The organism is Enterococcus sp. DIV1682a, from assembly GCF_051711005.1.
Taxonomy (GTDB): domain Bacteria; phylum Bacillota; class Bacilli; order Lactobacillales; family Enterococcaceae; genus Enterococcus_B; species Enterococcus_B hirae.
Genome location: NZ_JBIOLT010000001.1, coordinates 93,317 through 110,251, shown reverse-complemented (window position 1 = coordinate 110,251; position 16,935 = coordinate 93,317). Strand labels below are relative to the sequence as shown.

Below are 16,935 nucleotides of genomic sequence, written 5' to 3'. Positions count from 1 at the left end.
CTTTATCCTAATCGTTGGCGTGCATCGGCAGAACGCTTAAACGCTTGTCCAACATAGTTTATACTCAACATCAATACTAAAATTAGAATTGACGCAGGTAACCAGATCCATTGTCGATTCACTAAAACCTCACCGTTGCTGGCATAACCGATTAGTGTTCCTAAACTAGGAACATTTGCTGGTAAGCCAAACCCTAAGAAAGTCAAAGTGGTCTCGATCCCAATATTTGCTGCAAAGTTCATCGTTAAGTTGGTAATGATCAATGAACTTAAGTTAGGCATGATTTCACGGAACATGATTTTAAAATCACTTGTTCCCATTGTTTTTGAAGCACTCACATAATCACGCCTTGCTTCTGATAAAGTTTTACTTCTGAATAATCGAGCTTTAGCAACCCAATAAAATGCACTCATAATGAAGATGAACGACCAAACATTATATCTAGAGATAATCGATACAAATACGATAATAATCAACATAATCGGTAAAATCATAATGAAGTCAACGATACGCATCAAAATGTTATCGATGATCCCCCCATAAAACCCAGAAATGATCCCTAGTCCAACCCCGATAATCGAAGTGATGACTGTGATTGCAAAACCAATGGTGACGGAGTTTCTTGCACCGATAATCAGTTGTCCTAAAACATCCCGACCACCTTCATCTGCTCCTAAAATAAATTTTGTCCCCTCGGTAGAGATAGCACCTGGAGCTGCATATTTATCAAAGATGCTGACATACATTACTTTATCTTGGTCTGTAAATAACGCACCGATAAAGATAACTAACAATAAAATAACGAGTAAGCCTAATGAAAAAATGGCGATTTTATCTTTTTTAAATTCACGGGCAATCATTCGTAACCCCATTGGCGGGATACTTTCTTGCACAACGTCTTTCTTTTTATCACTCATTTGTCTTTTCTCCTTTCTGATTGAATTTTATTGGATACGGATACGTGGATCAACAATGCTCATGATGATATCTGAAAGCAAGGTTCCGATCAACGTCGCAATTCCTAAAATCAATACTAAGGAGGTAATAACTGTATAGTCACGTTGTCCGATCGAATCAATAAACAATTTACCAACTCCTGGGTAGCCAAAAATCTTTTCAATAACTACTGAACCAGCAATCAAGGAAGTAATTTCATAACCCATTTGTGAAGCCATCGGCAATGCCGCGTTTCGGAAAATATGACGACTAAATACTTTATTGGTTGGTACCCCTTTTGAACGAGCAGTTCGCACAAAGTCTAAAGATTTTGAATCAATGACTTCGCTACGTAAATACTGGATCGTTACAGCTGTAGCTAAAAAGGCTTGAGTGATCGATGGTAAAATGATGTATTTCATGCGATCAATCAACTGGGTGAAAAAGCCCCCTTGGATTCCTAACGTCTGGGAGCCGCTGGTTGGGAACCAACCTAGACGATAACCAAATACAAATAACATAATCAATCCAAAGATAAATAACGGAACAGCAAAACTAAAGAAATTGTAGATTACAACAGCTTTATCCAAAAATGAGTTTTGGTATCTGCCCGCCAACATACCTAGTGGTACAGCAATCAAATAAGTAATGATAACTGTTAAGATCGACAAGTAAAGAGTATTGACGATACGCTCACCAATCAAATCAGAAACTGAACGTTTGTATAAGAAACTTTGACCGAAGTCTCCTTGTAACGCATTCCCGATCCATCGGAAATACTGGACATACCAAGGATCATTCAAACCAGCTGCCTGTCTCATTTGCTCGATGACTGCTGGATCTTGGTTGGGGTTGATCAACCCGGTAAAAGGATCTCCAGGCATCGCTTTTGCCAACATAAAGATCAAAATACTAAGAATAATAACTTGTGGGATCATTAATAATACACGTCGTAATATCGTTTTCCACATTAGCTGGCACCTCCATCTTTCAACGCTACTTTATGCGTCGGTGTGATCGTACGGAGATCGTACACTCGACCAGTTGCATCGTAGTACTCCTTTTGATTTTGGATGTACTCACGTTCCACTCTTCGTCGATTCTCTTTGTGTAACTCCCGATTTTCGACATCAATCCGTGGGATAGCAGACAGTAAACGTTTCGTATAGATATGACGTGGATCATTATAAATATCTTCTCGTGTACCAATTTCAACGAATCGACCTTTATACATAATTGCGATATTATCACACATATGTTTCACGACTCCCAAGTCATGAGAAATAAATAAATAACTTAAACCAAATTCTTGTTGGATTCGTTTCATGAAATTTAATACTTGCGCCTGAACGGATAAATCCAATGCAGAAACTGGTTCATCTGCTACGATGAGTTTTGGGTTTGTCGCAACTGCACGTGCAACCCCTAAACGTTGACGCTGTCCACCTGAAAACTCATGCGGATATTTATACAGCGCATCTTCCGGCATCCCTACGATATCCAGTAGATTTTTCACTTTTTTCTTTTCCTCTTGATCACTCAAACGTTCAAAGTTACGGATCGGTTCTGCAATAATATCCAATACTCGCTTTTTAGGATTCAAGCTGGACATTGAGTCTTGGAAGATCATTTGAACATCTTTGTTATAGCCAATTTTTTGTCGGTTACTTTTTTTAGTGACATCTTTACCTTCATAAATGATTTGTCCTGAAGTCACTTTTTCTAATCCAACGACTGCTTTCCCTGTCGTTGATTTACCAGAACCAGATTCTCCGACTAAGCCATACGTTTTTCCTTTTTCAATAATGAAGTCGACACCATCTACTGCATATACATGATCCGTTACTCGATTAAAGAATCCACTACGAATAGGATAGTGTACTTTCAAATCGCTGATTGTAATTAATTCTGTCATCTACACCTCTCCTTTTTCGTCTCTAAAGTGGAAATGTTTGTAGCAAGAGCAACGAACCAAATGATTCGGAGCAATTTCATGAAGGACAGGGTTTTCTTCGTGATCACTGGCTGGGATCCAAGGAATCCGAGGAGCAAAACGACAACCAGTTCGTGGCATATTTTTCAAAGAAGGAACAACGCCTTCAATCACATGGAGCTCAGCTTCATGGTTCCCCTCTTGAGGAATAGAGTTCAACAATGAACGGGTATAAGGGTGTTTAGGATTTTCAAAAAGTTCTTTGACCCCAGCTACTTCAACAAATTGACCACCATACATTACCGCTACCCGATCAGCCATTTCTGCCACAACACCTAAGTCATGCGTGATCAGAATGATTCCTGTTTTGGTTTCTTCTTGTAAGTCTTTTAATAAATCAAGGATTTGCGCTTGAATCGTTACATCTAGCGCTGTCGTTGGCTCATCTGCAATAACAATCGGTGGCTTACACGCAATCGCAATGGCGATGATTACCCGCTGTCTCATCCCCCCAGATAATTCATGGGGATATTGTCGTCCGACTCTTGCAGGATTAGGAATCCCAACTTGCTCCAGCAATTCCAAGGCACGTGCTTGCCGTTGTTCAGCGTTCATTTTGGTATGATAAGATAACCCTTCCTTAATTTGATCTTCAATACGCATCAAAGGGTTTAACGCAGATAACGGATCTTGGAAAATCATCCCAATATCATTCCCGCGGATTTTGTTATACAAAGTTTCATTCAATTCAATCAAGTTTAAATCATTATATAAAATTTCGCCTGTGATCTTTGTGTTGTTTGGATCAAGTAACCCCATAATAGTAGTCGCTAATGTACTTTTCCCGCAACCAGATTCTCCAACGATTGCTAAAATCTCGTTTTTATCTAATGTAAAAGAAACGTCATCTACTGCATCGTAATACTCATCTTTAAGACGGAAGCCTGTATGTAGGTTCTGAACATCTAATAGTTGATTATCTGACAATCGAATACCCCTCTCTGCTCCCTGGTTGGAAGTTTTCTTAATAAAAAATGATATCCCACAGAATAAAACGTTTTATAATAAGCGTTATTCTAAGGATAGTGCAATATATTATTAATAATTATATATAAAACCCCTCTACAATGCAAGAAAATTTCAGTCAGTTGCCAGAATTGTCAGAAAAATCTATTTAAAATAAAGATAAATCACTTGAAAAATTAAAAAAAAGTGAGTAAAGATCCGATTGATCTTTACTCACTTTCATGCTAATGATTAGTTAAGATGATTGCTGATGTAGTCAACTGCCCCACCAACTGTTTCAATTTGTTCTGCATCTTCGTCAGAAATTTCTGTTCCAAACTCATCTTCAAGTTCCAAAACAAATTCCATGATGCTGATTGAGTCAGCTTTTAGGTCATCTTTGATATTTAATTCATCAGTTACTTTATCTGTATCAATTTCAAAATGATTTGAAATAATTTTCGCTACTTTATTAAATACTTCTTCACGTGACAATGTTTTCACCTCCAACAATTATCAAAATTGCCGATTTCCTTCACCAAGGCTAATTTTACTGACATTTTCTAAGATTGTCCACCTTTTTTTCTATAGGGTCGTCGACGAGCAACCAGAAACATTATTCTGCAGGTTTTTCGAATTGTTCAACTAACTGCCCTACCACATTGGTTTCCAACATAGTGTGGATTTGTCTGATGGTATGTCTCACTGCATCTGGTCCAGTCGCACCGTGAGTTTTGATGACTGGTGCCTTTAATCCAAAAAGAACTGCTCCGCCATGTTTTGAATAATCCATTTCTGATTTTAATGAACGTAACCCATCTTTCAATAATAGTGCGCCCATTTTTCCTTTAAACCCTTCATTTAAAATGGCAGCTTTCAGAAGGTCCATCAGATTCATTGCTGTCCCCTCAATGGATTTCAATACTGCATTGCCTGTAAATCCATCGGTTACAACAACATCTGCTACCCCGTTCAATAGTTCCCTCGCTTCAACGTTTCCAATAAAATTCAAACTGGTTTCATTTTGAAGTAATTCGAAAGCTTTTTTAGTTAATTCGCTTCCTTTTGTTGCTTCCGTCCCATTATTCAATAAAGCAACTCGAGGTCTACCGATTCCTCGGACTTTTCTTGCATAAAATGAGCCTAAGATTCCATATTGTAATAAATGTTCCGGTTTATTTTCAGCATTTGCACCTAGATCAAGCATATCAAACCCTGCATTGGGTTGACCGACTACCGGTAAAGTAGACATCAGACCAGGGCGTTCAATGTTTTTGATACGACCAACAATAAAGAGTCCAGCTGCTAATAATGCACCAGTGTTCCCCGCTGAAAAAATCGCGTCTGCTTCACCATTTTTGACAGCTTGTGCTGCCAAAAATGGTGAAGCATTCTTCTTACGGCGAATGGCTTTAACTGGTTCATCATCACTATCGATTTTTTCATCTGTATGAATAATCGTCACATTGTGTTCCGTTGTTAGATATTTTCTTATTTCATTTTCCTTACCATAAAGGATAAATTCCACATCTGGGAAATCTTTTTGAGCTAAAGCCACACCTTCCACAATGGCTTGTGGTGCGTGATCTCCACCCATTGCATCTACGGCAATTTTCATTATTTCCACTCCTTTTTTATCATCACTATAAAGTATAGCACAGTCTATTAATCAAAATAACGATTATCTTGATTTTCCAAGTCTAAACTGCGGACCAAATGTTGGTATTCTGGCAATAGTTGCCAATCCTTTAACTGCCATAGCTTTTGTGCCTCATCACGAGCTACCTCTAATATATTACTATCTGTTACAAGATCAGCAATTGCAAATTGCGGTAAGCCTGATTGGCGAAAACCAAATACTTCTCCTGGTCCACGCAACTCTAAATCTTTCTCACTTAGAACAAAGCCATTGTTCGTTTCTGTCATTATTTTCATTCGCTCAATCCCTAATTCATTTTTAGGATTAGCTACCAATACACAATAAGAAGCATCACTACCACGTCCAACACGTCCACGTAATTGATGTAACTGTGCTAATCCAAAACGATCAGCATCCATGATCAACATGACTGTAGCATTCGGAACATTTACACCCACTTCGATGACCGTCGTTGAAACCAAGATTTGCATCTTGTTTTCTTTAAATGTTTCCATAATTGCTTCTTTTTCCTGGTTCTTCATTTTACCATGTAACAATCCGACTTCATACTGAGGCGCAAAAAGCGCACTTAATTTTTCATAAATTTCAACAGCGTTTTTAACGTCTAATGCTTCTGACTCTTCAATCAACGGGCAAATGACATACATTTGATGTCCTTTCGCCAGTTCCTTCCATGTCCAATCTAACACACTATTTAATTGTGGCGTACGAACCCATCTCGTCTCTATTGGAATCCGGCCAGCTGGAAGTTCGTCAATTACCGAAACATCCATTTCTCCGTATGCAGTAATCGCTAAAGTCCGAGGAATTGGTGTGGCTGTCATAAATAAAACATCTGGACGCCAGCCTTTTTCACGGAGTACTTTTCGCTGATTCACACCAAAACGATGTTGTTCATCCGTAATAACTAAACCTAAGTGTTGAAATTCGACTCCTTCTTGAATCAACGCATGGGTACCGACAACGATATCGATTTCTCCTTGTTCCAGCAATTCGAGTAGTTCTCTTCGTTCTTTGGCTTTCGTCGAACCCGTTAACAGAGCAAGTTTAACTTCTTGCGCATCAAATAATCGAAGAAGGCTTTCCATGTGTTGTTGTGCCAAAATTTCAGTTGGTACCATCAATGCGCCTTGAAACCCTGCAGTGACCGCCGCATATAAGGCAATTGCTGCAACAATCGTCTTTCCGCTACCTACATCACCTTGCAATAGGCGTTGCATATGTTGCGGACTTCTTAAGTCACGACAAATTTCATTCGTGACTCTTTTTTGGGCATCCGTCAATTCAAAAGGTAGTTTTTGAATAAATTGTTTCAAGCGCTGGATGTCATATAAAATTTCAATGCCATTTGTTTCTGCTTTTTCCGATTTTTTAAGCCCTTGAAGTCGCATTTGAAATAAAAAGAATTCTTCAAAGACAATTCTTCGTTTTGCTTGATGGTTTTCTTCATGATTTTTCGGAAAATGCATGCTCTTAACAGCTGTTGGCCGATCCAACAGTCGATATTTCTCAACTAATCCATTGGGAAGATTCTCTTCGATCAAATCACCATACTCTTCGAACCCTCTTCGAATCAAATCGACTAAAGTTGTTTGACGGATTGATTTATTGACATGATAGATTGGAGAAAAATCATCCACCGCTTGAGAACCCAAAATTTTCATACCATTTAATGACTTCCGTTTCGCATCCCATTTTCCATAGACAGCAATTTCTTCGGATAAGATCACTTTATCTTTCAAATATGGTTGATTGAAAAAAGAAACATTGAAGACAGCATGATCCTGCATCATACGAAATTGGAGTCGATTCTTTTTGTAGCCAAAGCGACTCATTACTGGTGGTGAAACAACCAGGCCTTTTAAAGTCACTTTTTCTTGATCAAGTATTTCATTTAAATTTCTTTCTTGAATATCTTCATAGCGAAAAGGATAATAGGTCAATAGGTCTTCGATGGTTTGTATTCCCAGACTAGCAAGACTATCCGCCCTTTTTGCTCCCACACCGGCTAACATCGTCACTGGATCATTTAAAGACCTCATATTTCACCCTCCTTTACCGTATGTTTCACTATCAATCCATTCCTTAGAAATAGGGCTGCACCAACAACCTGGTACAGCCCCCGTTCTTTTACCGTTCGTTCAGGCGAAAAGGATTGTCCTTTTCTATTCTGCAGAGAATAAATACGGATAAACCGGTTGATCGCCTTGATGAATTTCAATTTCTAAATCTGGATGTTGTTCAACTAATTTAGCTGATAATTCTTCTGCTTGATGAACCGAACCACCTTCACCTGCTAAAATCGTCACAATTTCTGTTTCTTCAGTGATCATTTTTTCTAAGGTAGCGAATGAAGTTGCCATCATGTCAGAATCTGAGATAACGATTTTCCCATCAATCATCCCTAAGAAATCGCCCTCAGTAATTTTCACACCATCAATGGTTGTGTCACGAATTGCATGAGTAATCTGCCCACTAACGACACTTGCAAGCATTTCTGTCATAGTCGCTTTGTTTTCTTCCAACGATACTTGATCATTAAATGAAAGCATCGCAGTTAGTCCTTGAGAGATCGTTTTTGATGGTACGACCGCTACTGGGATATCTGCTACTTCAGCCGCTTGATCCGCAGCCATGAAGATATTTTTATTGTTTGGTAATACGATGACTTTATCCGCATTAACTTCCTTGATCGCTTTAACGATATCTTCCGTACTTGGGTTCATCGTTTGTCCACCACTAATGACGTAGTTTGCTCCTAAACTTTCAAATAACTCTTGCACTCCTTTACCGGCTGCAATCGCTACGATCCCATAAGGTGTACGAGCTGCTTTTTGTGGCTTCGCTTGCTCATCGTGTTCTAAAATCGTTTCATGCTGTAAACGCATGTTGTCGACTTTGATTTTTACTAATGAACCAAATTTTTGTCCATAATTTAATACTTCACCTGGATTTTCGGTATGCACGTGGACCTTAATGATCTCATCATCATTAACAACCAATAATGAATCACCGATTCCATCTAAGTAATTACGAAATTCTTCATAGTCAAATTGGCTATCGACGGTTGGCCCTTCACCGATTTTTACCATGATTTCTGTACAGTAACCATAATGGATATCTTCTGTTGCTAATTGACCTTGGACACTGCGATGATGCTCAGCATTGACCATTTCATCCATTTCAGCTGGTGATGGTTCATAGACTTCTGTCATTTTGAACTCACCATTCAAGGCACTTAAGAAGCCTTCATATACAAATAGCAAACCTTGACCGCCACTATCGACGACACCGACTTCTTTTAACACTGGTAACAAATCAGGTGTTTTCGCTAAGGCACGTTTCCCACCTTTTACCACAGCCGTCATCACTTCAACAACGTCGTCACTTGTTTTAGCTTTCTTTTCTCCTGCTTTTGCAGCTTCACGGGCTACTGTCAAAATGGTTCCTTCAACAGGCTTCATAACTGCTTTATAAGCTGTCTCAACGCCATGCGTAAAAGCCGCAGCTAAATCTGCAGCGTTTAACACTGTCACGTCAGGTATTTGCTTTGAAAAACCTCGGAATAATTGAGACAAAATAACTCCTGAATTTCCTCTGGCTCCCATTAGTAGGCCTTTTGATAACATTGCTGCTAATTCGCCTACTTTTTCAGAAGTAGAATCAGCAACTGCTTTAGCTCCACTTGTCATAGATAAATTCATATTGGTACCTGTATCTCCATCAGGAACTGGGAATACATTTAACGAATTGACATATTCTGCATTTACTTGCAGACGATTCGCGCCCGCCTGAACCATTTCCTGGAATTGGCTTGCACTGATTTCTGTTACACTCACCTAGATAATCCTCCTTCAGATCGACTGCTGAATCATTCAGCAAGCCTTCTGCCTAGTCTGGCAGTACACGAACACCTTGGACGAAAACATTAACAGAATTGGCTGTTACACCTAGTAATGTCTCCAAGTTGTATTTTACTTTTTCTTGGACATTGCGAGAAACTTCTGAAATTTTTGTACCATAACTAATGATCGTATAAACATCTACTGCGATACCATTAGCTTCTTGGCGAACAACTACTCCTCGAGAATAATTTTCTTTTCGTAGAATTTCAGTAATATTATCTTTTATTTGGTTCTTGCTGGCCATTCCTACAACACCGAACACATCTGTTGCGGCGCCACCAACAACTGTTGCAATCACATCATTGGTAATTTCAATGGTTCCAGCTGACGTTTGAATTTTTACAGCCATGAATGAGCCTCCTTAACGGGCAAAATACTCCCATTTTTCTTCTATCATATTTTATCATAGCGTCACCCGAAATAAAAGGCAGTTACCCTAAAGTACTCAAAAACCGCTGAAAATTTTAAAATTAGTCCTGTATAATTTACAATTATTCCCATGGATTGTCAATTCTTGCTATGAAAAGACACTTGCATATTACCCCTTCATATGATATGTTATTCTGGTATGAGCTGAATTATTCTATCGCTCCAAATCGAGGTAAAGGGGGAAAATTACATGGCAAAAGTTTGTTACTTTACTGGTCGCAAGACAAAAAGTGGAAACAATCGTTCTCATGCGATGAACTCAACAAAACGTACTGTTAAACCTAACTTACAAAAAGTTCGCGTTATGATCGACGGAAAACCTAAAAAAGTTTGGGTGTCAACTCGTGCTTTGAAGTCAGGAAAAGTTGCACGCGTTTAATTGAATGAAGTTTGAACCGTTCGGTGCGTGAACGGTTTTTATTTTTATTATAATGCCTTACTTTTCATAAAAGAAGTTAGTTGAAAAGCCTACAAATGATCTGGATGAACGATCATTTGTAGGCTTTTTAGGTTTTGCCAAATCCTTAATATTAAACATGTATTCTTTTAAAAACTGGTATTTTATTATTTATAAAATCAGTTTATATAAGTTTTTTTGCCTTTTATTTTCAAAATAAACGTTATTTATTATTGTTTTTTTATTTTTTTGGAAATGCCAAGTCTTTTCATGTAGTTAAAAATATGAATATGATAAACTAGAGATAACTTCATATTTCATAGAAATTTGGTGAATGAATCAATGAAAACAAAAATCAAACTTTTTTTTAAAGAAAATGGTCGTTATGCTTTTGCTAGTTTTCTGATCCCTTTTTTGATACTTGCGTTAGTTTACTTAAGTATCGGAATTTATCCAGGAAGTAGCCGAAGCATTCTTGCAAGTGATGCATTTTCTCAATTTTCAAATTTCCATGCAAGCTTTCGGAACATGTTATTAGGAAAGCAAAGTATTTTTTATACTTGGAACGCCTCATTAGGTCTGAATTATTTATCTTTAATTTCATATTACTTAGGCGGATTATTTACTCCGCTTGTTCTTTTGTTTCCTAATAATATGATGCCTGATGCTTTATATTTTCTAACTCTGCTTAAAGTTGGGTTTGCTGGATTATCTTTTTGGTTCCTTGCGCGGACGTATAAAATTCCACGTTGGGGACAAGTGGCTTTAAGTGTTAGCTATGCTTCGATCTCTTTCATTACCGCTCATTCTGAGATCATTATGTGGTTGGATGCGTTTATTTATCTTCCACTTATTATTTTGGGTATCCATCGGGTCATGGATTATAAACGACCAACATTATTATTTGTTAGTTACTTATTGCTCTTTTTATCCAGTTTTTATATGGGCTTTATGATCGGTATTTTTTCTTTTCTTTATTTTATGGCAAGGCTGTTTACAAAATGGTCACTCTACAAAAAATCGATTGTACCTTATGGGATTACTTCCTTATTAGCTGGTGGAGCATCAATGATCATTATTCTTCCAGCAGTCTTGGATCTCCGATCAAATGGCGAAACATTAACACAGATCACTACACTAAAAACCGAAGCTACCTCATATTTGGATATCATCATGAAAAACATGATCGGTGTCTATGACACAACCAAATATGGCTCCATTCCTTTTATTTATGCTGGTTTGTTTCCATTAGTTTTATGTCTATTTTATTTTGCTAGTCGAAAAATCAACTTAAAGAACAAACTTTTGTATGGTAGTTTATTTGCTTTATTGATTGCTAGTTTCTATCTTGTACCACTCAACCTCTTTTGGCATGGTATGCATGCGCCAAATATGTTTTTGTTCCGCTATTCCTATTTATTTTCTTTTCTCGTCCTTTTGTTAGCGGCCAAAGGATGGGAACGAATAACTAAAGAGGATCAAGGCTTACTCCTAAGTATCATCATCATTTTAGCAGCAGTTTTTGCTATCGCATGGGGCCTTAAGCCTAATAATAGTTACTCTTATATTACAACGACATCGTTTGTCTTAACGATTGTTTTCTTGAGTCTTTATGCATTAACAATTGGCTTTTTCCAGCAACCAAAACAGCCCGTTAAATACCTTAGCTTATTGTTACTGTTACTGATGACAGGAGAAGCAAGTGTCAATACGAATAGTATGATTCATGGGATATTAGACGATTGGAATTATGCTTCACGAAGCTTATATACTGATCCTGCTCCTAGCATCAAGTCACTTGTTGATCAGACAAAAAAAGAATCGGATACTTTTTATCGATTAGAAAATCTTGATCCGATTTCTCCTAATGATTCCATTAACTATGGCTATAGTGGTATCAGTTTGTTTTCTTCTATTAGAAACAGGAACTCTTCTGCTTATCTAGATTCGTTAGGTTTTCGTTCAAGAGGAACAAATCTTAATATCCGCTATGCAAACAATACGTTATTGATGGATGGGTTTACAGGAATAAAATATAATATTGCTAAAAACGACAGCAGCTTTAGTAAATATGGCTTTGTGAAAGAAAGTCAGAGCGGTGACTATACACTCTATAAAAATTTAAATGCTTTACCGCTAGCTTTTACAGCACCATTAGATATTAATCACGTGGAACAACCATTAACTGACAATCTCACGAGCCAAACCAATTTGATCAATCGTCTGGCTGATTTAAATGAGCGGTATTTTACTTTCTACACACCAACTTTGAAAAGCCAACAAAACGTCACAGTAAACAAGACGTCTACCGGGGTGACTTATTCTGAAACCACGAATAACCAGCCCAAAACGCTCACTTGGGAAGTGCGTGTACCAGCAAACACACAAGCTTATCTCAGTTTGTTCCCTACTAACTATGCCCAATTAGAAAGTTCTACCGCCACGATTACTGTCAACGGTGTGTCACGAAAGACTCAGATCAGTATTTCTGGACAATATTATGATCTAGGATATTATCCTCAAGACACAACAGTTACTTTCTCTACTAGTTTTTATGGCACAAAAGAGGTTAGCTTTATGGAACCTAAAGTTCTTGGACTTGATGTTGTTGCTTATCAAGCAGCAATGAATCAAATCAAAGAAAATGGTGTTGCTATGAAAACGACCGGTCGAACAGCCACTGGTACTGTCAACACATCCGAAGAAAGAATGCTAGTCACAACGATCCCTTATGATGCTGGCTGGTCCGCAAAAATCGATGGAAAGGCAGTCAAAGTCGAAAACTTCAAAGATGCCTTTGTAATGATCAAACTACCTGCAGGCAAACATACCGTCACTTTTAGTTACTTACCTCAAGGTTTTATCATCGGATCGATTTTGTTCGTTCTTTGTATCGGACTTTTTATCCTATATGTGTGGTATCAAAAGAAAGAGCCCAAAGTAAATAAGCGATATAAACATAGTTAATGATCCACTCAGCGCCATCATTTCTAAAATTGAAATGATGGCGCTGATTTTTACGTTGATGACTCTTATAGTTCTGATTACTTATCTACTACCGTATTCAGTAATTTCATTATGTTCTGTTATCTTCCTTACAGGACTTGTGGAGCCTGCAATCCTTGACGTTGATTGCAGACTCGAACTTGATTCACGTCTTTTCTCCAAAAGCTCTCTTAAGCGTTGAACATCACCCTGTTGATTAGATGAACTGCCCTTATTTAAATTCCCACCTCCGGAAAGAGAGTGTGAATTGTCAAGGATCCAATCGCTTATTTTTATTATTTCAACCTACAAAACATGTTCCGTCATGGTAAAACCTACCAAATAAAAAAAGACAGAAAGAAACTTTTCTTCTTTCTGTCCCAATTATTCTATCTCTCATAACCAACATCAATTTCTGATCATTCCTCAACGAAGTTAAAAAGTTAAATGTTCTGGTTTATTGATTACTCATCTGTCGTACCCAACGGCGCCCTTAGGATTATTTACCCGGCTTACAAGATTTCGAGATGCTGTAGGTCTTTCAGACTGCGAATCTATTTTGACCTCCTGTGTGCCATAGTTTCCTAAAATTACTCTAAGTTCTTTTTGCTGACCATTACTCAATCTACCGTTATCTACCTTTCTGTTATACACTTCTCCGTTATTAAACTTGCCATTATTCCCCACTTCATTACTTAATTGTCTAGCGATTCTTTGATATATTGGGTTGTTTTGCAAGTCACCGATATTATTCAAATATGTAGGTCTAAACAAAGGCATGCCACCTGTTTTTTTGGTTTGAGAGGTATGTTGATCTAAACTGCCTGTTTTTCCTTCTTCCTTGCTGTTTCCACTAAGCTGTGTTTCTTCTGGATTTGGATTAATCTCTTTATCTGTTAAACTACTCTGGTTTGAAGTATTGGAGCCAGTTTTAAAGTTACAAGCGGGTTTGCCTAAACCGTCTGTTGCTCCTTTTATCTCACTAGCTAATGTAGTATTTCTCGCTTCTAGATATAAATTTGTTTCTTCTGGATTTGCTTTATCCAATAAACTACTACTAATTGAAAATTCGGAGCCGGCTTGAGAGCTACGAGCGGATTGATCAAAACTACTTCTACTTGATTGTCCTTCTTCCACAGATAATCGTGGTTCCTGTAAGTGTTGATTTTCGGTTAACTCATCCGTTTCAAATACATTGTTTATTTTTGAAATAAGGGTGTTTATCTCCCTATTCGCTTTCTTCCAGTATTTTTTTTTATCATCCTGTTTTATGCTCTCGTAGCTCTCAGCAACAAATTTTAATTCTGACTTTGTTTCTTCAACATTTCCATTATACGTTTTTAATTTTTCTACTGCTTTTTTTTGAAACATATAATGTAATTTTTGTGGATCTTCCCCTACTCTTCGAGCATATTTTTCACAAAACTCTTGGAGGTCAATACCAACAAATTCGTTTATATCTCGCAATACACGATGATGAAGAGAAGTGTCCTCTATTTGAGCTGTTAATTCAGCTAATCCCACTTCCATTTGCTTTTTCAGCCGAGGATCTGTTTGTTCACTTGATTGTTTATCAAGTGTATTCTTCAGATTTTTCAAATCAGCTAATTCTTGTTCCAATTCTTGCTCATTTTTTGTAAGATATTCTTGATCTTGTTCATTTAATGTGTATTCATTTTCCTTACTGAGAATCATCTTACTATCTATGTTATGTATACCTGCTTTTTTTAACGTATTGCTTGTGCTGAGATCGTAATAATTATAGCTTTTTGTTGCGACTGAATTTTCCGCTTTTGTCATTAGGCTAAAAACATTTCGTTTCACCCCTTTTTTCATTGCAATTTGGTAACGAACTTCTAGTAAATCTCGTAAATTTTCTTTAAAGCTTGGAGTGTCTCCATACCCGTTTCGATACGCCGTAATAATCTCATCATATAATTTCTTTTTTGTTTTCCTCAAATCTTTTATTCCTAATTCTACATACTCACTTCGTTCTTTTGAAATTTCAGGAACAGCATTTTCTAATGTAGTCTTTTTGATCTCTTCAATCTCTTTTTCAAATAGCTTATAGATAGGACTATTATTTTCTAAGTCATTTTTGTACTTATAGGCGTTAGCTTCTATCAAGCCATTATGTTTAAGTACCCGGAATATTTGGGAACAGAGTTCGTTTATCTTCTTCTTCGATTCATTCCAGTTTATTTCACTATCCTCTTTTTTTAATTCTTGATATTTTTTATCAATAGATTGCCTTTCACTTAAGCTAGACCCCGACGTTTTTAAATGATCTGCCAGTGTCAATTGAAACGACCGATAGAGTCGTTGCGGATTTTCCCCTATTCTTGGAGCATATTTTTCACAAAACTCGCGCAGGTCAATACTAGAAACACGATCCACGTTTCTTACGACATAAAGATGAAGACGGACATCACGTAGTTGTCCTATAGTCCATTTAATACGCTCATTCAAACCAGGGACTTCTTGCTTTCTTGATTTTTTAATCAACGAAGCAAGTGATTTATTGTACTTCTCTTCTAGTTGCTTTAGTTCCTTCTTATTTTTAGTATGGATGTCAAAGTCAAATGTTTTATGATTATAGCTTCTATGAGTTAAACGTTCTTTGCTATTTGTTATAAGTATATTTTTACTATCTATATCGTGTATCCTTGCTTTTTGTAAAGTTTTGCTTCGACTTAGATCGTAATAGTCATAGCTATGTCGATCATTTAGGTATTGTAATTTTTTATTCAATTCAGGTTGAAGTTTGTTATGCAAAAGCTTAACTAAACTCCTTGCTTTTTCTAAATCTTTTGTTTTTAACTTCTTTATTTGCTTATAGAGCTCACCAATTTCTTTTAGATCTTTTTTTGATGGTTTATCTAAATAATCTACTGATTGTTCTGGAGGGTCTGAGATTCCATTAGAAAGAGCAACTATTTTTTTTTTGTATGTTTGATTCAATGGTTGCCCTTCTACGCTTCGATCATCAAACAAATGATCTTTATGATACAAAGCGTGAACATCAATACCGAATTGTTTTTTAAGCTGATTTCTAGCAAGAATTTGGTATCGTATGTTTAACAAGTTACGTAATTTTTCTTTCGATTGATTGGTATCCAAATCCCCTTCTTCATAAGCTGGGATGATTTCTTTGTACAAATCTTCTTTCTCGTGTTTCAACTCTTTCATTGTTAGCTTACTATAGTCAACGATCATAGCTTGGTTTTCGTTAGCCCCAGCATTCTCCCTTGGGTCTGCAGCTTGTTCAAACTCATCCTCAGAATCCGAACTATCGTCAAAACTTTGATGGTAAGTAATACGGTTAAAGCTTGATGTTCCTAGATATTTATCTTCTTCAGTTCCCATAAAATAACTCTCCTTCCGTTAATAAACCTACTAAGTCCTTCACATTATATACTCAAAACAAGTGGTTCCTAGTCCATTTTTTTCTTTATTTTTAAAATTTAAGTTCTGTATAGTAAAAGAGGATTCAGTAAACTGATTGATCTATTTTAGAATTTACCCGTAGTACGCGAGCTTACCTGAGTCTTCCAATTAGGAACTCCAAAAATAAAATAACACAAATGATACATCCTGGCTGAATGCTTCTGCCACTCTTGATGCTTTATTTATCTATTAGTTAAAAAGAACGATCATTTCTAGTTACAGGTTTCGATCGACTATT

Annotated in this window: 12 protein-coding genes; 2 read left to right on the top strand and 10 right to left on the bottom strand. The window is 37.1% G+C overall.

Features of this window, described 5'->3' with window-relative positions; genetic code table 11:
• Window positions 1-2 precede the first annotated feature (2 nt).
• The 9 genes from IGJ23_RS00555 to IGJ23_RS00515 all read right to left on the bottom strand — a co-directional run bounded on the left by IGJ23_RS00555 (window position 3) and on the right by IGJ23_RS00515 (window position 9,788).
• A complete protein-coding gene (locus IGJ23_RS00555; RefSeq protein ID WP_010720416.1) occupies window positions 3-917 on the bottom strand; it encodes an ABC transporter permease in 915 nt (304 codons plus the stop codon).
• A gap of 27 nt (window positions 918-944) precedes the next feature.
• Window positions 945-1,907, bottom strand: coding sequence for an oligopeptide ABC transporter permease (gene opp4B, locus IGJ23_RS00550; protein WP_010720417.1), 963 nt, complete (start codon window positions 1,905-1,907; stop codon window positions 945-947).
• The gene (locus IGJ23_RS00545) at window positions 1,907-2,851 is read right to left on the bottom strand and encodes an ABC transporter ATP-binding protein (protein WP_010720418.1); all 945 of its coding nucleotides are present in this window, start codon (window positions 2,849-2,851) and stop codon (window positions 1,907-1,909) included. The genes opp4B and IGJ23_RS00545 overlap by 1 nt, the downstream gene beginning before the upstream one ends.
• On the bottom strand, window positions 2,852-3,856 hold the full coding sequence (locus IGJ23_RS00540; protein ID WP_010736807.1) for an ABC transporter ATP-binding protein: 1,005 nt from the start codon (window positions 3,854-3,856) through the stop codon (window positions 2,852-2,854).
• Window positions 3,857-4,126: 270 nt separating this feature from the next.
• The gene (gene acpP / locus IGJ23_RS00535) at window positions 4,127-4,369 is read right to left on the bottom strand and encodes an acyl carrier protein (protein ID WP_010720420.1); all 243 of its coding nucleotides are present in this window, start codon (window positions 4,367-4,369) and stop codon (window positions 4,127-4,129) included.
• 121 nt (window positions 4,370-4,490) lie between these two features.
• Window positions 4,491-5,492, bottom strand: a complete 1,002-nt coding sequence (gene plsX / locus IGJ23_RS00530; protein ID WP_438777090.1) for a phosphate acyltransferase PlsX — start codon at window positions 5,490-5,492, stop codon at window positions 4,491-4,493.
• 47 nt (window positions 5,493-5,539) lie between these two features.
• Window positions 5,540-7,576, bottom strand: coding sequence for an ATP-dependent DNA helicase RecG (gene recG, locus IGJ23_RS00525; RefSeq protein ID WP_207431794.1), 2,037 nt, complete (start codon window positions 7,574-7,576; stop codon window positions 5,540-5,542).
• Window positions 7,577-7,699: 123 nt separating this feature from the next.
• Entirely contained in the window at window positions 7,700-9,373 is a 1,674-nt protein-coding gene (locus tag IGJ23_RS00520; protein ID WP_010720423.1) for a DAK2 domain-containing protein, read from the bottom strand.
• A 52-nt stretch (window positions 9,374-9,425) separates the two neighbouring features.
• Window positions 9,426-9,788, bottom strand: coding sequence for an Asp23/Gls24 family envelope stress response protein (locus IGJ23_RS00515; protein ID WP_010720424.1), 363 nt, complete (start codon window positions 9,786-9,788; stop codon window positions 9,426-9,428).
• A gap of 270 nt (window positions 9,789-10,058) precedes the next feature.
• Here IGJ23_RS00515 and rpmB point away from each other — a divergent pair, with 270 nt between their 5' ends.
• Window positions 10,059-10,247, top strand: coding sequence for a 50S ribosomal protein L28 (gene rpmB, locus IGJ23_RS00510; RefSeq protein ID WP_010720425.1), 189 nt, complete (start codon window positions 10,059-10,061; stop codon window positions 10,245-10,247).
• A gap of 360 nt (window positions 10,248-10,607) precedes the next feature.
• Window positions 10,608-13,232, top strand: a complete 2,625-nt coding sequence (locus IGJ23_RS00505; protein WP_207431792.1) for a YfhO family protein — start codon at window positions 10,608-10,610, stop codon at window positions 13,230-13,232.
• A 486-nt stretch (window positions 13,233-13,718) separates the two neighbouring features.
• On the opposite strand, the gene IGJ23_RS00500 is transcribed toward IGJ23_RS00505, so the two are convergent.
• Window positions 13,719-16,616 (bottom strand): hypothetical protein, encoded by a 2,898-nt coding sequence (locus IGJ23_RS00500; protein WP_242697138.1) that lies wholly within the window; start codon window positions 16,614-16,616, stop codon window positions 13,719-13,721.
• Window positions 16,617-16,935 lie beyond the last annotated feature (319 nt).